Genomic DNA, 17,048 nt, shown 5'->3' with positions numbered 1-17,048 from the left:
GCTACTAGTAGAGCATCACCCGATCGGCCTGCATACGATACCCGGCCGTGCCTAAGTCATCGTCGTAGCGGGCGACATCGAACGCACCTTCGATGATCACCGGGTCATACAGACTGGGCAGTTCAAAGCCGTCGGCAATTTCCACATACACCATCTGATTGGCCGGCGGCGGCGGGGTATGAATACAGGCCCCAAAATAAGGCACCAATAGAAAGCTGTAAACCTTTTCGCCATCAAATTCTAGCGGCACAGCAAAGCCTGGCAAACGGCCTTTAACGCCTTGCAACGCTGGCTCGGCAGGCACTTCGGCCAAAAGCGATTGTAAGTCCCGATAGAGGCGCTGCGCTTCCGGATCGGCGTCGTCCAGCTCGGTGATGTCGTAAGATTCAAGATCAATGGCTTCCATGATGGGGTCAAAGGTAAAACCCGCTGGAATCAATTCATCCCAATCCATTTCTAAATAGGTGTCACCGGCGGGTAGAACATTACTTTTTTCCGTTACCGGCGCATCAATCACCGGCGCGATGGCCTGAGTGCTAGGCTCGATCGTTAATTCATCCGGGCGTAAATTGCCACCCGGTACGCCCTGCGCTTGCAGGGCACTGCCCGATACTACGCCAGAAGCACGCTCCGCTTCAGGGTCCGCACAGCCTGCCAAAAACACCAGCACAGAACACGAAAGTGCCATGGACCTTGCCGCCATCATGATATTTCGGTAGGTCGTCGGTGGGTACATGTGGCTCATCTAAGCTCTCCGAAAATGTGTCGTCATAGCAATATTTTAAAGACCACCGCCAGGTCAGGGAGTTCCCCGGCACGCCGTAAAGGCTGCTACCAGGTTGTCCATAAGCTGCAGGTAGTGGTCGGGTCCAGGTGTTATGTTCAGGCCGGTAGCGTCCAGTCGGGCAATGGGTACATCGAAGCCATCGGCCACCGTTTGCACCAAGCGTTCGGAATACTGCGCTTCGGCAAATAAGCAGCCAAAGGTGCCTTGCTGCAAACCGGTACGCATATCGTTGAGCGTGCGTAAGCCCGGCAATTGTTCCGGATTCAAGGTAACTGACCCAGCGTAGGGCAAATCAAACGCGCGGTCAAAATACTGGTAGCCATCATGAAACACCACATACGGTAGGGTAACGTCGGCCAGCGCATCAGCCCACTTTTGTTGGCGCGCGGCCAGCCGGGTCATGGCCGCTTGTGCGTTGGCTTGGTAGGTTGTGGCATTGGCAGGGTCGATCTCGGCGAGACGCTTTGCAATATATTGCAACGCCCGTTGCGCATTGTCGGGATGCAACCATAGGTGCGGGTCAACATCGTCGCCCTCGTGGCTATGCCCGTGGTCTTGAAATCGCGCAAGATGATCCGCTTGCCCGGCGTGACTATCTTTTGCGGTAAACACCGTACCGGCCGTACGATATTCATAGTGAATCAACGCTACTTGCTCGCTGGTCAAGCGCCACTGTCGATCTTCGGGTACGCGACGCAACAAACTCACCAAGCCGGTTTCTAACTGTGGCCCAAGCCAGATCACCCAGTCGGCATCCAATACCAAGGCGCGTTGCGAAGGGCGCAGCAAACTGTTGTGGGGGTCTTGCTGGGCTGACAACAGCAATTCGGGTTGCCAAAGGTCGCCACTGACTTGGCTCACCCAACTGTGTAGAGGTGCAATACTGACCACGACCTTCGGTGTGGCATGGGACGGCACCGCTAGCGCCGCCAAACTACTCAGCAGCAGCGGCAGGACAAGCATGTGGCGGGTAAACAAGTGGCGTAAAACGTGGGTCATGATTCCTCAATGGTTCATCAACAACATAGACCGCTTATACGGTAAGAACTTGGCAGTCGGCACAACGTCCACTGACTTCCAAGGTGGTGTGTTCAATCACAAAGCGGCGTTCAGCGGCTTCTTTACGCAGTGCGTCCAAGGGCAGATGCTTCGTATTCACTTCATTGACGGCGCCACAGCCTCGGCATACAAAGAACGCCGCGTCATGCCGATGGGGGAAGTCCGAACACACCTTAAAAGCGTTTTGCGAATCAATACGATGCACGGAGCCCGTTTTCAGCAAGAACTCCAAGGCACGATAAACCGTCGGTGGTTTGGCTTGCGGCATGCGTTGCTGCAAGAGATCCAGCAATTGGTAGGCGGTAACGGCTTGCGCTTGGTCCGCTAGGATTTCCAGCACCAATTGCCGGGTCGGGGTAAAGCGTTCACCCTGTTCGGCGCACCACTGCGATACTTTTTCAACGGTGTTCATAGACGGCCTGCAAGACAATTCGAGCTGGGTAGCCAAGGGGCCGACCCACAAAGTTTTGTTATATTATCACATTAAAAAACCCGTCGTCGCCTGTTGAGCGATGACGGGTTGGCAAGCAGGTCAGTGTGTGGGTTTCTTTGTTCGGGTGTTTGTCAGCAATGTGGACGCATTTTAGGTCGGGTCTACCAAACCTTGCGCCATCATGTGCAGTGCAGACAGCGACGGTATAAAGAAATATTCACCGCCCCGCGTTTCCACAAAACGGGGTATCTGTGTGCAAAAATGCGGTGGCCGATGCGCGTTGGGAATCATCATATGGCCGTTGCCAAAACCCGCGTCATTCATGGGTTGGTTACCTATTACCGGGTCGCGTTCATTGCCCAGCTTGAAGTCATTGCCGTAGTTTATCCACTGCTGTTGCACAAACTCAAACTGCCGTTCGATGTTGGCGTTCAGGGCCATGAACACAATGCCATGTTCGTCAGCGTCGGTGGTATCGGTGGGGCTGGTGCCATAGGGTAGGCCGCGCCGGAGTAAACGCCGCCGATTTACCAGCGCGCCCTTGGTTTGGAACGCACCGTCGTTGCCGAATTCCAAAGCGCCACGCGGGTTGGCTCGCCGGACATGAGCACCGACCGGGCAGCCGCTGCCAGAAAGGTCATTTTCGTAATTAAACCCCGTCAGCTTTTGCCGGAGCGCTGCGTATTCGGCTTCTAACTCCGCTTTCTTTGCCGGGTTGTCGGCTGTTTTTAGCGCTGCACGTACGGAAACCAACCGAGCAGAAAACGCATCGGCGTCGGCCTTGGTAGGAAACTCGGCCAGCGGTGCGCCATTGTGCCAACGCCCGACCATCTTGGCTTCGAGCTTTTCTTGCCCTGCAGGGAAGTTTTTTCCGGCCGTTGCGGTATAGCGCCGCCAGGTCGCGACGTTTTGGTGCAGCTTGCGGTACACCATGAAAGTACCATTGCGAGCCAAGGTGCTGGGTACCGGCGCTGCGGGATATTCGTACGCTTCATCACGATACCCTAGGACAAACTCGCCGGTTTCCAGTGGCTCCCAACCGGCCACGGTGGAAGGGTCTTCGCGTGTCGGTTTACCACCACCAATAACATGTACTGCGGGGCTGCCACAGCCTTTAAAGTAGGGGTCGGAAATGCCATCCACAAAACCGAAATGTTCTTTCGGCGTGACCTTGCCCTGCTCCGTTAACGCTCCGGCTTCTTGCCAGGGTAACAGGGTACCGTCACTGCTACGGTGGCCATTACGTACCACCACGGCGCCTTGCGTATGCTCAACATGGGACAGCAGCCAGTCGGTGCGCTGCGCCAGTGCGTCGCGGTTCCGAGCATTGATGGAAAGCCACGCATGCACCGGGCCATCTTGCCAGATGGGATCCCAGTGTTCGGGGGCAGAGGGGCCGTCATCACCCAATATATCCACCCGAGCTTTCATGCCCATTTGAAATTCTTCCGGAAACGCCGACAACGCCTTGCGCGGCAAACCGAGGGCTTTCAAGCCTTGATAGGTGAGCGCAATATTGAGCGTGGTTTCCGGCAATGGCACGGGCGCGGGTTCGCCCGGATCGGGCCAGGGTGCTGCCGTGGTCAGATGGGGTAACAGGCTGCCGAGCCAGCGCTGGGCGGCCAGGGTATCGGTAAATACTACAAAAAAATACCGCGCTACGGGGTAGCCATAGCGACCATAGCCTTTGGTGACATTGCCTTGAATGTCGTTCAGATCAAGATAGCTCATGAGTTTCATCCTTGTGTTGTGTCGGGGTGACCACACGGTTCAAACGGCTAGCACCGGGACGCCATGTTGGCCCTTCAAGTGCAGCGGGTTGATGCGCGTCGCACCAAGCCTGAAAGGCGGTCTGCAGCGCCGCACCGGACATGCCTTGATGCGTCATCACAAACTGGGTGAAGGTTTGGCGCAAATACAGGGCTTTTAATTGTTCGGCTAACGGGTCGCCTGTTGAACCATTGAAGAAGAAGCCGGTGGGCACTGCACAGCGCTCGGCGTATGCCGCCCACGTTGAGGCCGACACCACACTGTCAAAATCCCAAGCATGGGCATAGAGCTGGCGCAGGGTTGCTTCCATGTGTTGCCACTGCGACTGCAACCAGCCATGGCGTGGGCCATGAAACTGGGCAATGGTGACGAGATAGCGGTTAGCAAGATGGTCCTCGGCAGCCGGTTTTCCTTGATAGGCCACATCGTCCAACAAATACCAGCGTGCCAGATAGGTATTGGGCACCGCAGCCCAGGGGCTACGATGGTTAGTTTTCAGGGCTTGAAGTTGACGTCGAACGGCAAACGCATGGCTACAGCCTTCGCTGTTGATGCCTTCTTTAATGGGGGTGAACAGAATGAGATTAGTTGCGCCTTGGGCATGATCAGCCATGGTGATACGCTCCTTCGACGGTATTGCGCCCTGCCCGCCGCCATTGTCGTTCCAAGCGTTTGCGTTCCTGTACGGCCTGACTTGCTAATGAGACTATCGGTGTTTCCGCGACCAGGCCCAAGTCTTCTTGGCACTCGGTCAGCATCTTTTCATACAAAGCGGTGAATTCTTCCGCTGTGGCCGTTTTGGCCTGCTCCGCTAGGGTGATAATGCGCGGCTTTAAACGGCAGGCCGCTTTCACATCGTTACTGGCGGCAAGGGGATAGGCGCTGTAGTAGTGGTCGGTCCAAATTTGGTTGTGCAAAATGTATTCGTGAAAGGGGGTGCGGGGTACAGATTTGGGGTAGCCAATGTTCTTGTACCAGAGCAAATCCAAACCGGAGGGTATGGCCGTGGAAAACGAATCCACGTATTGCTCCCAGCTGCCATTAAAGTTGCTAAAAAACAGATAGTAGCTGTAGGTCAGTCTTTCGCGAGGCTGCTCGGCGTGTAACACCGGAAAATGCTTACGACCGAGGACAGCCCAACCGGCATAATGGATCAGTGAGAGGGTGATTAAACCGCGTAACTTACTGCTGAATAGACGCGTACCGGCCAACCAGTGAATGGCCCGCGTTACCCAGGTTTGCATGGGTTTCAGCGGCGTGATCACATTCATGGCATAAGCCTTCCCAGCGATGTTTGACATGTAACACTCCTTTTATTGTGCGCTAAATTTAAACGTTGAACTCCACTCTAAGGTGCACAGGAAAAGCCTCATCGCTGCGCAACATTTCTCCAGCCGCTCTGCGTAATCCTGACTGTTGCAACACGGGCAACAAGAGCGCGGCCATTTGAATATCGTTAATGTATTGCCCAAAGCAGGCGTGCAGACCCAAGCCGTAATCAAGGAAAATATGGTTGGGTCGATTGGGGTCGAATTTTGCGGGCGACTTCACCACTCGGCGGTCCCACATGGCTGACTGGGTCACGGCCAACACACGCTGTCCGGCTTTGATGGTTTTCTTACGCCATGCACTGGATCGTAAGGTTAAGTCATGCCGCGCCACACGATAGATGCCCGGCGCAAAGGGGTTGTGTCGTAACGCCTCGCGGAGAATGCGGTTGAGCCGGGGCAGGTCTTCATCCATTGCCGCACCTTGGGCCAAGGCCAACGCTTCGGGGTGGCTAAGCAAGAAGTCCAACGCCAAGGCGACGCTTTTGGCTGTGGGCGTAATGGCGCCCACCAAAATACCCATGATGTTGTTGCGAATAGCATCCGGCGCTAAATTAGGTTGCCCGGCCAGATGCAGGCTGAGGAGGCGGCCAATCACATCATCGTTTAACTGACGTTGCCGCAACCGCTGTTCAATGAGGCTATCGAGGTAGGCGCGCAGCAGCGTGGCATCTTGAATGGCTTGCCGTTCTTTGTCGGCGGAAATTCCCGGCACAAACAAATAATGAAACAGGCTGTGTGACCAATCACTCAGTTGCTGCGCATCCATCCCCAAAAGGCCAAGGTAATGGATCATCAGTCGCGCGGGCACTAATCGGGCGAGGTCGGCTACAGCGTCCAGCTCGCCGTTAGCGGTATTCACCACTTGATGACTGTTTTGTAGCACAAAAGGACGAATACGCTGGTCTAAATCTTCGCGGCGCATCGCCAGACGCATTTGCGCGATATCACTTTCATAGCGCGGCGAATTGCGCATGCCGAGGAAGAATTGGCCGTTATTGGTTACCACACTGACGCGGCGTTGGTAAGGCACATCGAAATCGTCATGCCGCCGCAATACTTCTTCGACATCCTGAAAACGCGTCACCATCACGATACCCTGCCGAGTCGTGAACGCTGGGCTAAAGGTACGCAAAAGGGCAAACCACCAATGTTGACGGCGCAATTTGTACGGATTGCTGGGGCCGCTGAAAGAGGCAGGCATATCTGCTGGGTCCAGAACCGTTGTATTCATGTGACGGGCTACTCCTTGACCACTAACGGGCATCTTATTGAATCAGCAAGGCATGAAAACCAAAAAGCGCTATGCCACTGTCCTTAACGGTTCACTCTAGCGCCATTTTCGACATTCGACAATCAAGAGCGGACACTTTTTGACCAAAGTCTATATTTGAACAGAGATATAGAGTCACCGTAGGGGTGGTTCACGAACCGCCCGCCTGAGCACTACTCGCGGGTCAAAAATTGGAGTAAGGTATCGCGCATTGTCCATGTCCTAACCAGCGCCCATGACAGACCAAGCACACACAACCGACACAGCATTCTCCGACCGCTTACGTGACCTCATCGGAACGCAGACCACCAGCGCCTTCGCACGCAAAGTTGGCCTGAGCGAAAGCCTGATCCGCAAATACCTCGCCGGTTCCGAACCCAGCCTCAGCAAAGCGAACCAAATTGCCCAGCGCGCCAATGTCTCGTTGGAATGGCTCGCCACCGGGCATGGCTACCTGTATCGGCAAGCCGAAGTGGTGGATTTAAAAGCGCTGGATATGGCGATGACCGCCACGCGGGATATATTGCATTTAGACACACTGTCTACCGACAGCGAACAACAAATGAAAGTCATGGTCGCCATCTACCAACATCTGCGCGCCACCAAACGCCCCGATGGGTACTTGGAACCCCGCGAGGCACTCAAGTTTGGGGAGTATGTGGCGACGGATTGTGATGAACCTGAATAAGCGTGACACCCAAGCTAGGCTTGGTTCAGGCCAAGCTCCCGTTGTAGCTTTTTCGTTAACCCCAAAGACACCAAACGGTAGGACTCCTTAAGGTAGTATTCAAGCAACTCGTGGGCGTCTTCTGGCACATCGTATTGCTGAATCCACTTCATACCCCGCGAAGCCAGATAAGGGGCAGGCCGGTATCCCGGTTCATCGCGCAAGATCTCGAAATCTAACTCCGACGTTTTAAACGAAAAAGCAGGCTTGTCCGTTTTCCCCCAACCGCCAATGGCAAATACTTTTCCGCCCACCTTCCACACATGAGCGCCACCCCACTGCACAACGTAAGTTGTGGCCGGAAGCGAACGGCAAAAATCATTGTATTCATCGAATGTCATGGCGGGCTCTTTCTTTTTTGATGAAAGCGGTCGACACAACGCTCCGTGGCGGAGTTAAGGCATTGCGGTCGACTTTAACGGAGTATGGCCTAATCTCCGATCTCAAGTAAACGTCAAAGTATTTGGTAAGCCTTCCTCTCTTCTCTGGGCGATCGCCCAAACTTTCTGCCGTATTCTCTCGAAAACTGCGCAGAGCTCTCGTAGCCAACGCCAAAGGCTATTTCAGACACTCTGACATTTGTCGTTTGCAGGTCGTCTCGTGCGCGTAACAGACGAAGATCTTTCTGATATTGAAGAGGGGTAGTTCCGGTAACGGCTTTGAAGTGTTCGAAAAAAGCTGAATTACTCATGCCAACCTGCTGTGCTAATGCTCCCACATCTAGCATTTTGGTCAAATGGGTCTGAATTTCTTGGGTTGCCTGAAAAATGCGACTGGCTGAACTTTCATGCCACATCAATTTTTGCAGCATGTCGGCATGCGGTCCTATCAAAAGGCGAGCATGAATTTCTCGTTTGGTGATGGGTGCGAGAAGTCTTCGCTCCTCTTTGTTAGACGACTGTTGGAGATAACGCGATAACGCATCTTGCATCCCGGCCGACTCATCCCACAAGGAGATTGAAAATCGGGCCGGATTAACTTGTTGGGACGTTGGCCGTAAATCCGATGCAAACGACCGCAAAATCTCAAAGTCGACAGGAAAAACAAGTGCAATGTATGGCTCTAAGCGCGTTGCTTCCGTGATCCGAGATATGATCGGTAGCGCGTGGCTGACAATAAGATACTGTCCAGTCCGAACGGTTATTCGTTTTGTATTGGTCCCGACTTCCTTTGCCCCCTGCAGTACGAGGCAAATCAAAGGTTGGTATTCATTGGCTTCCAGGTGAGATGGTCGCTCATGGCGTAGCAAATAAATTCCGCTTGGCTCATGAAGATAACCGCCATTGTGAATGTTCGCTTTATCAAGGAATGCGCCGACACAATTTAATAGCTTGGGATCAGTCACTGCGTACCTTCTGTTTTCTTGTTAACCATGTCAGTAGCTTAAAGGATATATATTAAAAATATACTTCGCTGGACTATTAGGCAAATATATTGGACTTATTATCAATAATATATTGAGTGTAGAGACTAACATGGTATTTGCACGACGATTTTCTTCTCGTCTCTCATTTAGGTAGAAAATATGAAAAACGTATTGATCACAGGTGTCGCAGGAGGGTTCGGGAAGCCCACTGCTCTGGCGCTCTTAGAAAAAGGCTACTCAGTAGCAGGCAGCGTTCGCAGTCGCAATGGCCGCAACGCGACAACCATTGCCGAGCTCGAAGCATCGGGAGTTAAGATCGTTGAATTTGACGTAACTGATAGTGCCAGCACTGAACTGGGTGTTCGCAAGGCGATAGATCAACTGGGTGGACTAGATGTTCTTTTTAACAATGCAGGTATTGGCGCTTATGGTATCCAAGAGCTTATGTCAGTTGAAGATATGATGCATGTTTTCGATGTGAATGTTTTGGGCGTTCAGCGGGTCATGCGGGCAGCGTTGCCGCATCTTAGAGCACAAGGTCGAGGCACGGTAATCTACACATCAAGTTTGATCGGTAGGATTGCAACGCCGTTTTACGGAACTTATTCAGCATCGAAATGGGCATTGGAGGCAATCGTTGAATGTTATCGAACGGAGCTTTCAGGCTTTGGCATTGAATCCTGTATCCTAGAACCTGGTGCGATGCCAACCGCATTTTTTGATGGTATGGTGACACCAAAAGACGAGGCGCGAGAGTCAGAATACGGAACGTTTGCTGAGTTGCCTGCCGTGTCTAAAACAGGGTTGGCCGAATTGCTAAAAGCAACATCTGAACAGCGCCCAGAACGAATTGCAGAGACGGTGGTAAACCTTCTTGGAAAACCGTTTGGTGACAAGCCGTTTCGTACGGTTGTTGACTATGTTGGCGTAGGCCCAGAGATCGAACGATACAATGCGGTTCTCCACGACGTAACCCGCAAGGTTTTAACCAACTTTGGCATGGAACAGATGCTTAACTTAAATTCCGAGGCGGGAATATCATGAAAACGATTCTTATAACGGGCGCTTCCTCGGGTATTGGGAAGGTGACGGCTCAGTATTTTCAAGCCAAGGGTTGGAATGTCGTCGCAACGATGCGAAATGTAGCAGGAGAAAAAGACTTAACAGAGCTGAACCATACGTTAGTTACTCGACTGGATGTTACAGATGAAGACTCAATACATGCAGCTATTGCCGAGGGCATTTCTAAATTTGGTAAAATTGATGCTCTCCTGAACAACGCTGGCTATGGCGCTTATGGTGCACTTGAAGCGTTTTCAATGGAGCGTATAAGGCGGCAATTTGACACCAATGTCATCGGCTTACTCAGCGTGACAAAGGCTATTCTGCCCCATATGCGAGAAAACCGCTCCGGGACCATCATTAACATTTCTTCTATTGGTGGACAGGTCACATTCCCATTGGGATCCCTTTACCACGGTACCAAGTTTGCTGTCGAAGGTATATCCGAAGCACTCCACTACGAACTTGAACCTCTCGGTATAACGGTAAAGATTGTTGAGCCTGGTATGATTAAAACGGATTTCGGAGGCCGATCTTTTGACTTTGCGATTGACGAAAATCTACCAGAGTATGCACCCACTATTGAATCCATGGGGCGACTGTTTGGTCAACTTGCGAATAACCCTTCTGAACCCGAAGTGGTTGCTAAGGTGATTTGGGCTGCCGCCAACGACACCAGTGATAGGCTGCGCCTTCATGCAGGTCTGGATGCAGAGTATCTGCTGGACAAAAGGAAACTGCAGAGTGATGCTGAATTCATAAGCGGGATTAAAGACCTTATGAAAAGCTGAAGTGTTTTATATTGAAAATTGTGACCTGTGGAGAGGGCTGACCCTTGATACCTCTTTAATGCTGTGGGCCAGCGACCTGCTTACGGTTTAGGTTATTGGTATTGGAGAAACCGGTTTTTGACACTTTTATTCACTCGCTTAACGCTGAACGTTCGACAGGACTTCGTCACAACCCGCGTCCAGTCCAGACCGATTGCCCGCTGATCGGATAGGACGAGCGCGGGTTTAGATTTCCGCCTGCGCGGAAATGACGAGATGTATGACGGGTCGGTCGTGCCCGACCCCTACAAACAACAGACGAGTATTTAAACCATCATCGCTTGCTTAACCGCCTCAGCATCCATACTGCTTCGGTCGCCGCTCAATACGATCTCGCCCCTATCCATCACCGCCCAGTCGTCGGCGAGGGCGTGGGCGAAGTCGAAGTACTGTTCCACCAGCAATATCGCCATGTCGCCTTGGCGGCGCAGGTGTTCAATAACGGCTTGGATGTCTTTGATGATGGAAGGCTGAATGCCTTCGGTGGGTTCGTCCAATATCAACAGTTTGGGGCGGGTGACTAGGGCGCGGGCAATGGCGAGTTGCTGCTGTTGGCCGCCGCTGAGGTCGCCGCCGCGTCGTTTTAGCATGGTGCGCAGTACGGGAAAAAGGTCGTAAATTTCGCCGGGTACGGAGCGCTGTTCGCGGGGTAGTACGGCAAAGCCGGTTTGTAGGTTTTCTAAAACGGTGAGCTGGCTGAAGATTTCGCGCCCTTGTGGTACATAGGCGATGCCGCGTTGCGCCCGCGCTTGCGGCGGTAGGCGGGTGATGTCTTCGCCTTGCCAGGTGATCTGCCCGGCGGAGGGTAAGTGACGCCCTGAAATAGCGCGCAATAAGGAGGTTTTACCCACGCCGTTGCGGCCCAGTAAACAGGTGACGCGGCCAACCTGTGCGGTAATGCCCACGCCGTACAGGGCTTGGCTGGCGCCGTAGCGCAGTTCAATGTTGGTGGCGGCCAATGCGGTGCTGGTGTCCATGTGCTACCTCCCTAGGTAAACGTCGATAACCTGTTGATTTTGTTGCACGGTGTCCAGCGAGCCTTCCGCCAACACGCGGCCTTCGTGCAGTACGGTGACCTTGGTGTTCAGGGCGCGAATGAAGTCCATGTCGTGCTCAACTACCACCACGGTGCGCGTTTTATTGATTTCTTTCAGCAGTTCGGCGGTGCGCATGGTTTCTTCGTCGGTCATCCCGGCGGCGGGTTCGTCCACCAGCAGCAATTTAGGTTCACTGATCAGCAACATGCCGATTTCGAGCCATTGCTTTTGTCCGTGCGAGAGTGCGCCCGATTGGTTGTCGCGTTGGTCGGTTAGGCGAATCAGCTCCAATATCTCGTCGATGCGCGCTTGTTCGTCGGCATTCAACCGATGCGTCAGCGCGGCAAATACGCCGCGTTTTCCGGCTAGGGCGAGTTCGAGGTTTTCAAACACGGTCAGCGGTTCAATCACCGTGGGTTTTTGGAATTTGCGGCCAATGCCCAAGTTGGCAATGGTGGCTTCGTCGTGCTTGGTCAAATCGACCGTTTGGTTGAACACCACCGTGCCGGAATCCGGGCGGGTTTTGCCGGTGATGACGTCCATCATGGTGGTTTTACCCGCGCCGTTGGGGCCGATAATGGCGCGCATTTCGCCGGGCTTCACCAGTAACGACAGGCTGTTCAAGGCTTTAAAGCCGTCAAAGCTCACCGACACGCCGTCGACGTACAGCAGGTAGTCTTGCGCAATGTGTTTTGGGTTCATGAGCGCTCCGTAACAGTCTGAGGCAATGACTCGGGTTCATCCACTAGCGGTTTTTGGCGCAGCCTCCAGCGCTGGTGCAGCGCGCGTTTGTGAAGTGAGCGAATCAGGCCCATCAACCCTTGCGGGAAGAACAGCGTGGAGACCACAAACAAGCCGCCGAGGAAAAACAGCCACACTTCGGGCAAGGCGCTGGTAAACCAGGTTTTGGCGTAGTTAACTACCATGGCACCGAGCGCGGCGCCGATCAACGAACCGCGCCCACCCACAGCCACCCACACCACAATTTCAATGCTTTTCAGCGGTGCGAATTCGCCGGGGTTGATGATGCCGACTTGCGGGACATAGAGCGCGCCTGCCAAACCCGCCAGCACAGCGGACACCACGAAGATAAACAGCTTGTAGTGCTCCACCCGGTAGCCGATGAAGCGCGCTTTGCTTTCGGCATCGCGGATCGACACCAGCACGCGGCCCAGTTTGGATTCGGTGATGAAGCGCCCGATCATAAAGCTCACCAGCAACAGCAGGGTGGTGAGCACAAAGAGCGTGACGCGCAAACCCTGCCCTTGTACGGAATAACCCAGCATGTCTTTAAAGTCGGTCAGCCCGTTGTTGCCACCAAAACCCAGTTCGTTCATAAAGAACGCCAGCATCAGCGCATACACCAAGGCTTGCGTGATGATGGACAGATACACGCCCGTCACCCGCGAACGAAACGCCAGCCAGCCAAACACATAGGCCAAGAGCGCGGGCACCACCATGGCCATCAACAAGGCAAACCAGAACATGTCGAAGCCGTACCAGAACCACGGCAGCTTTTCCCAACTGAGAAACACCATGAAGTCGGGTAAGTCAGGGTTGCCATAAACGCCACGGTCGCCGATTTGGCGCATCAAATACATGCCCATGGCGTAACCGCCCAAGCCGAAAAATGCACCGTGGCCAAGGCTCAAAATACCGCAGTAGCCCCACACCAAGTCCAGCGCCACGGCCAATACGGCGTAGCACAGGTACTTGCCGAGCAACGAGACGGTGTAAGTCGGCACGTGCAGAAAATGCCCTTCCGGCACCAGCAGGTTCAAAATCGGCACGATGATGGCAACAGCCAGCAAGCTGATCAGCATGCTGCGGCCAGCGGCGTCGCGCACCGAGGGGAAAAACAAATATCTAAGTGAATGCATGGCTTATCCCTCCACCGCACGGCCTTTCAGCGCGAACAACCCGCGCGGCCGTTTTTGAATAAACAGGATCACACCGATCAGCAGCACAATTTTGGCTAGTACCGCGCCCGTATAGGGCTCGATCAGCTTATTCGCTACGCCCAGACTCAACGCCGCGACCAGCGTACCCCACAAATTACCGACGCCGCCGAACACCACGACCAAGAACGAATCAATGATGTAGGCTTGGCCCAAATTCGGCCCCACATTGGTGAGCTGGCTCAAGGCCACTCCGGCGATACCGGCCACGCCTGAGCCTAACCCAAAGGTCAGTGCATCTACCCAGCCGCTGCGAATACCCATGGAATTGGCCATGGCGCGGTTTTGCGTCACGGCACGCATTTGCAGGCCAAAACGGGTATGGCGCAACACGAACAGCAAGCTGAGGAACACCATGATGGCGAAAATCACGATAAATAGCCGGTTATAGGTGATGGAGAACGCGCCATTAATCACCCATGAACCGCTCATCCACGACGGATTCGCCACCGCCTGATTCAACGGGCCAAAAATGCTGCGTACCGCTTGTTGCAGAATAAGGCTGATGCCGAAGGTGGCGAGCAGGGTTTCCAGCGGACGGCCATACAGAAAACGAATGATGCCACGTTCCATCAATACGCCCACGGCTCCCGCCACTAAGAACGCCAGCGGCACCGCTACCAGCAAGGAGTAGTCGAGACTGACCGGCAGGAACTTTTGCACCACAAAGGTAGTGTAGGCACCCAGCATCATCATTTCGCCGTGCGCCATGTTGATCACCCCCATCACACCGAAGGTGATGGCGAGCCCGATTGCGGCCAGCAGTAATACCGAGCCTAAGCTCAAACCAAAAAATACGTTGTCCATTTGGCGGAAGAAGCGCACACGCCCTTCGATTTTCTCCAGCACTTGCTCAACTTCAGCGCGCACTTGCGGGTCGGTTTCCGCAGCGGCGAGCTTGCTGGTCAGCGCATTGCGCACGTCGCTGTTGAGGGAGTCTTGCAGGGTGTTTAACGCGGCCAACTGCACCGGCACTGTGCCGTAGTTGAAGTCCAGCAAGGCGATGTTATGCAACAGTTCGCGCCGCACGGCTTCATTGGTTTCCGTTTCCAGTGCGGTTTCGATGAGCGCCCGGTTTTCGGGGTCAGCGGCACGCAGTAAACGTTGTGCGGCGTCTAAGCGCTGTGCATTACTGCCGGTGCTGAGGCGCATCGCGCCAAGCGTCACGCCTAAGGTTTGGCGTAAGGCGTTGTTTACCGAAACGGAGCGCACAGCGCGGCGGCCTAAGCCTTCTGTTACCTCACCGTTAAGGACATCGGTGACGGTGATACCGTCGTCGGTGGATTCGGCGAATACCACGCGATCAGGACTGCGCACGAAATACAGCTCGCCGTCATTCCACGCATTGAGAATATCCAACGCGCGGTCGTCACCCGACTGGGCCAACTCAGGCACAAGGCGTGCTTTTTCCGGAAAACCGGCTTCGATCAAGCGCAGCACTTGCGCTTCGAAGTCGTTGGCGTTTGCCGCCATGCTGGTTAACAGCACAGCCAGCAAAGATAATATTTTGGTCCAGCGTTTCATGATGGTCCTTTGATCAGATGTCATTAGCTTTGCGACTTATCAACGCGGGGTAAATTGGCTTCTGACTAAGGGGTTCCGTGGGGACGCTGTAAACCCGTCCATGGGCGCTCGGTTGCGGCCGTCCAGGCCGCAAACGCCCCACTTCACCCCTTAGTCAGAAGCCAATTTACCGCCGCTACACCCATGACAACCAGCTAATCAACTGGCTACGACGGGCGTGATGAGATGATCAATGGAGGAGAAAGGAGTTAGAAGCGTATGCGCCCCACTCTACCCATACCCCAACCTTCAGCCCACCGTCCGCGCTACCCATAAATTTGATGGGAGGTGAACGGCGTTGCCGAGCAACGCGAGGGGATGAGGGGGTGCGGGGCGTATGTGCCCCGGACGGGCACATCCGAGCGCCCATGGATGGGTTTACAGCGTCCCCAAACCCCCTCATCCCCTCGGGTTGCTTTTGTTACTACTCGTAGTTCTGACCAGAACACACGCTGGTTTCGATGTTGTAGTTACCGCATGAAATCGGCGCTGACCAATCCGCTACGATCTTCGCGCTTTCTGGCAAGAAGTTCGTCCATGCATCACCGATCACACCGCCCGCGGTTTGCCACACGGTCTGGAACTGACCATCCGCCTGAATCTCACCGATCAACACCGGCTTCGTCAGGTGGTGGTTGGTGTTCATCACCGCATAACCGCCTGTCAGGTTAGGCACCACAATGCCGTACATTGCCTCGCGTACCGCATCCACGTCGGTCGTACCGGCTTTTTCCACCGCTTCCGCCCACATGCTGAAACCGATGTAGGTCGCTTCCATCGGGTCGTTGGTCACCCGGTCTTCATCACCAATGAAATCCCACCAGCTTTCAATGAACTCGTCATTGGCATTACTTTCCGCGCTCATGAAATAGTTCCATGCCGCCAAGTGACCGACCAGCGGAGAGGTATCGAAACCGCTCAGTTCTTCTTCACCTACAGAGAACGCGATGACCGGAATGTCTTCTGCCGACACGCCCTGGTTACCCAGCTCGATGTAGAACGGCACGTTGGCGTCACCGTTGATGGTCGACACTACGGCGGTTTTCTTGCCGGTCGACCCGAAGGTGCGAATATCCGACACAATGGTCTGCCAGTCTGAATGACTGAATGGCGTGTAGTTGATCATGATGTCTTCGGGGGCTACGCCACGCGCTAAGAGGTAGCTTTCCAGAATACGGTTGGTGGTACGCGGGTAAACGTAGTCTGTACCGGCTAAAACAAAGCGTTCTACACCCAGCTCATCCATCAAATAGTCCACGGCGGGGATGGCTTGCTGGTTCGGTGCCGCGCCGGTGTAGAAGATGTTTTTCGAGCTTTCTTCACCTTCGTATTGCACGGGGTAGAACATCAAGCCGTTCAGTTCTTCGATGACGGGCAGCACAGACTTACGGGATACGGAAGTCCAAGCGCCGAAGATGACATCGACTTCTTGGCGTTCCAGCAGGTCACGAGTGAGTTCAGCAAAGCGTGGCCAGTCGGAGGCTGGGTCTACGACCACGGCTTCGAGCTGTTTGCCCAACAAGCCGCCAGCGGCGTTTTGTTGTTCGACCATCATCAAGACGGTGTCTTTCAGGGTGGTTTCAGAAATGGCCATGGTGCCAGACAAGCTGTGCAGTACGCCGACCTTGATGGTATCAGCGAGTGCAACAGCACTGCCGGAAGCCAATGCGATGGACGCGCCCAGTGTGGCGAGGTGTTTGAATGTCGGTTTCATAAAGCGTTTCTCCCTTGCGGTGTAATTTTATTGAGTCATTGAGTAGTGCACCCACTCTGGACTGCTGCCCGAATCATTAACTTCCTGTTCGGGTTCTTTATTAGTTTCTTCTCTTGGCTCCGATGAGTGGTTTGGGTGCCT

17 protein-coding genes are annotated in these 17,048 nt (G+C 54.1%); 3 read left to right on the top strand and 14 right to left on the bottom strand.

Annotation, left to right across the window (positions count from 1 at the left end):
• Positions 1 to 4 precede the first annotated feature (4 nt).
• The 7 genes from ACFOSD_RS04970 to ACFOSD_RS04940 all read right to left on the bottom strand — a co-directional run bounded on the left by ACFOSD_RS04970 (position 5) and on the right by ACFOSD_RS04940 (position 6,611).
• Positions 5 to 745: a DUF3299 domain-containing protein gene (locus tag ACFOSD_RS04970; RefSeq protein WP_380692877.1), complete on the bottom strand. Its 741-nt coding sequence runs from the start codon at positions 743 to 745 to the stop codon at positions 5 to 7.
• 54 nt (positions 746 to 799) lie between these two features.
• Positions 800 to 1,786: a zinc ABC transporter substrate-binding protein gene (locus ACFOSD_RS04965; RefSeq protein WP_380692879.1), complete on the bottom strand. Its 987-nt coding sequence runs from the start codon at positions 1,784 to 1,786 to the stop codon at positions 800 to 802.
• 34 nt (positions 1,787 to 1,820) lie between these two features.
• Positions 1,821 to 2,258 (bottom strand): transcriptional repressor, encoded by a 438-nt coding sequence (locus ACFOSD_RS04960; protein WP_380692882.1) that lies wholly within the window; start codon positions 2,256 to 2,258, stop codon positions 1,821 to 1,823.
• Positions 2,259 to 2,429: 171 nt separating this feature from the next.
• Positions 2,430 to 4,010: a Dyp-type peroxidase gene (locus tag ACFOSD_RS04955; RefSeq protein WP_380692884.1), complete on the bottom strand. Its 1,581-nt coding sequence runs from the start codon at positions 4,008 to 4,010 to the stop codon at positions 2,430 to 2,432.
• Positions 3,997 to 4,662: a hypothetical protein gene (locus tag ACFOSD_RS04950; RefSeq protein ID WP_380692887.1), complete on the bottom strand. Its 666-nt coding sequence runs from the start codon at positions 4,660 to 4,662 to the stop codon at positions 3,997 to 3,999. Before ACFOSD_RS04950 ends, ACFOSD_RS04955 begins: the two co-directional genes overlap by 14 nt.
• The gene (locus tag ACFOSD_RS04945; protein ID WP_380692889.1) at positions 4,655 to 5,350 is read right to left on the bottom strand and encodes a hypothetical protein; all 696 of its coding nucleotides are present in this window, start codon (positions 5,348 to 5,350) and stop codon (positions 4,655 to 4,657) included. Before ACFOSD_RS04945 ends, ACFOSD_RS04950 begins: the two co-directional genes overlap by 8 nt.
• Positions 5,351 to 5,378: 28 nt before the next feature.
• Entirely contained in the window at positions 5,379 to 6,611 is a 1,233-nt protein-coding gene (locus tag ACFOSD_RS04940; RefSeq protein ID WP_380692892.1) for a cytochrome P450, read from the bottom strand.
• A gap of 274 nt (positions 6,612 to 6,885) precedes the next feature.
• Here ACFOSD_RS04940 and ACFOSD_RS04935 point away from each other — a divergent pair, with 274 nt between their 5' ends.
• Complete coding sequence (locus tag ACFOSD_RS04935) at positions 6,886 to 7,338, top strand: helix-turn-helix domain-containing protein (protein ID WP_380692894.1); 453 nt, start codon at positions 6,886 to 6,888, stop codon at positions 7,336 to 7,338.
• A gap of 14 nt (positions 7,339 to 7,352) precedes the next feature.
• Here ACFOSD_RS04935 and ACFOSD_RS04930 read toward each other — a convergent pair whose 3' ends face one another.
• Together ACFOSD_RS04930 and ACFOSD_RS04925 are read right to left on the bottom strand one after the other, a co-directional pair.
• Complete coding sequence (locus ACFOSD_RS04930; protein ID WP_380692896.1) at positions 7,353 to 7,718, bottom strand: MmcQ/YjbR family DNA-binding protein; 366 nt, start codon at positions 7,716 to 7,718, stop codon at positions 7,353 to 7,355.
• A gap of 113 nt (positions 7,719 to 7,831) precedes the next feature.
• Positions 7,832 to 8,722 (bottom strand): AraC family transcriptional regulator, encoded by an 891-nt coding sequence (locus tag ACFOSD_RS04925; protein ID WP_380692898.1) that lies wholly within the window; start codon positions 8,720 to 8,722, stop codon positions 7,832 to 7,834.
• Between the two features lie 180 nt (positions 8,723 to 8,902).
• Between ACFOSD_RS04925 and ACFOSD_RS04920 the strand changes: the two genes are divergently transcribed.
• Together ACFOSD_RS04920 and ACFOSD_RS04915 are read left to right on the top strand one after the other, a co-directional pair.
• The gene (locus ACFOSD_RS04920) at positions 8,903 to 9,787 is read left to right on the top strand and encodes an SDR family NAD(P)-dependent oxidoreductase (protein WP_380692900.1); all 885 of its coding nucleotides are present in this window, start codon (positions 8,903 to 8,905) and stop codon (positions 9,785 to 9,787) included.
• Positions 9,784 to 10,596 carry an SDR family oxidoreductase gene (locus ACFOSD_RS04915; RefSeq protein ID WP_380692903.1) on the top strand — a complete coding sequence of 271 codons (813 nt, stop codon included), beginning with the start codon at positions 9,784 to 9,786 and terminating at the stop codon, positions 10,594 to 10,596. The genes ACFOSD_RS04920 and ACFOSD_RS04915 overlap by 4 nt, the downstream gene beginning before the upstream one ends.
• Before the next feature lie 305 nt (positions 10,597 to 10,901).
• Here the strand turns inward: ACFOSD_RS04915 and urtE are convergent, their stop codons facing one another.
• The 5 genes from urtE to urtA form a co-directional block, all read right to left on the bottom strand.
• Positions 10,902 to 11,612, bottom strand: coding sequence for an urea ABC transporter ATP-binding subunit UrtE (gene urtE, locus ACFOSD_RS04910; protein WP_380692905.1), 711 nt, complete (start codon positions 11,610 to 11,612; stop codon positions 10,902 to 10,904).
• 3 nt (positions 11,613 to 11,615) lie between these two features.
• Positions 11,616 to 12,374 (bottom strand): urea ABC transporter ATP-binding protein UrtD, encoded by a 759-nt coding sequence (urtD, locus tag ACFOSD_RS04905; RefSeq protein WP_380692907.1) that lies wholly within the window; start codon positions 12,372 to 12,374, stop codon positions 11,616 to 11,618.
• A complete protein-coding gene (gene urtC, locus ACFOSD_RS04900) occupies positions 12,371 to 13,552 on the bottom strand; it encodes an urea ABC transporter permease subunit UrtC (protein ID WP_380692909.1) in 1,182 nt (393 codons plus the stop codon). Before urtC ends, urtD begins: the two co-directional genes overlap by 4 nt.
• Positions 13,553 to 13,555: 3 nt before the next feature.
• Positions 13,556 to 15,154, bottom strand: a complete 1,599-nt coding sequence (gene urtB, locus ACFOSD_RS04895) for an urea ABC transporter permease subunit UrtB (protein ID WP_380692911.1) — start codon at positions 15,152 to 15,154, stop codon at positions 13,556 to 13,558.
• Between the two features lie 463 nt (positions 15,155 to 15,617).
• Positions 15,618 to 16,907: an urea ABC transporter substrate-binding protein gene (gene urtA / locus ACFOSD_RS04890; RefSeq protein WP_380692913.1), complete on the bottom strand. Its 1,290-nt coding sequence runs from the start codon at positions 16,905 to 16,907 to the stop codon at positions 15,618 to 15,620.
• Positions 16,908 to 17,048: the final 141 nt, after the last annotated feature.

The organism is Salinispirillum marinum, assembly GCF_042650105.1.
GTDB classification, from domain to species: Bacteria; Pseudomonadota; Gammaproteobacteria; order Pseudomonadales; family Natronospirillaceae; genus Salinispirillum; species Salinispirillum marinum.
Note: the sequence above shows the minus strand (reverse complement) of the source record. Positions and strands in the feature narration are given on the sequence as shown.

Excerpts from the sequence above, each read along its gene's own strand:
- ACFOSD_RS04970 (WP_380692877.1), bottom strand. The coding sequence starts at position 745 with ATGAGCCACATGTACCCACCGACGACCTACCGAAATATCATGATGGCG.
- ACFOSD_RS04965 (WP_380692879.1), bottom strand. The coding sequence starts at position 1,786 with ATGACCCACGTTTTACGCCACTTGTTTACCCGCCACATGCTTGTCCTG.
- ACFOSD_RS04960 (WP_380692882.1), bottom strand. The coding sequence starts at position 2,258 with ATGAACACCGTTGAAAAAGTATCGCAGTGGTGCGCCGAACAGGGTGAA.
- ACFOSD_RS04955 (WP_380692884.1), bottom strand. The coding sequence starts at position 4,010 with ATGAGCTATCTTGATCTGAACGACATTCAAGGCAATGTCACCAAAGGC.
- ACFOSD_RS04950 (WP_380692887.1), bottom strand. The coding sequence starts at position 4,662 with ATGGCTGATCATGCCCAAGGCGCAACTAATCTCATTCTGTTCACCCCC.
- ACFOSD_RS04945 (WP_380692889.1), bottom strand. The coding sequence starts at position 5,350 with ATGTCAAACATCGCTGGGAAGGCTTATGCCATGAATGTGATCACGCCG.
- ACFOSD_RS04940 (WP_380692892.1), bottom strand. The coding sequence starts at position 6,611 with ATGAATACAACGGTTCTGGACCCAGCAGATATGCCTGCCTCTTTCAGC.
- ACFOSD_RS04935 (WP_380692894.1), top strand. The coding sequence starts at position 6,886 with ATGACAGACCAAGCACACACAACCGACACAGCATTCTCCGACCGCTTA.
- ACFOSD_RS04930 (WP_380692896.1), bottom strand. The coding sequence starts at position 7,718 with ATGACATTCGATGAATACAATGATTTTTGCCGTTCGCTTCCGGCCACA.
- ACFOSD_RS04920 (WP_380692900.1), top strand. The coding sequence starts at position 8,903 with ATGAAAAACGTATTGATCACAGGTGTCGCAGGAGGGTTCGGGAAGCCC.
- ACFOSD_RS04915 (WP_380692903.1), top strand. The coding sequence starts at position 9,784 with ATGAAAACGATTCTTATAACGGGCGCTTCCTCGGGTATTGGGAAGGTG.
- urtE (WP_380692905.1), bottom strand. The coding sequence starts at position 11,612 with ATGGACACCAGCACCGCATTGGCCGCCACCAACATTGAACTGCGCTAC.
- urtD (WP_380692907.1), bottom strand. The coding sequence starts at position 12,374 with ATGAACCCAAAACACATTGCGCAAGACTACCTGCTGTACGTCGACGGC.
- urtC (WP_380692909.1), bottom strand. The coding sequence starts at position 13,552 with ATGCATTCACTTAGATATTTGTTTTTCCCCTCGGTGCGCGACGCCGCT.
- urtB (WP_380692911.1), bottom strand. The coding sequence starts at position 15,154 with ATGAAACGCTGGACCAAAATATTATCTTTGCTGGCTGTGCTGTTAACC.
- urtA (WP_380692913.1), bottom strand. The coding sequence starts at position 16,907 with ATGAAACCGACATTCAAACACCTCGCCACACTGGGCGCGTCCATCGCA.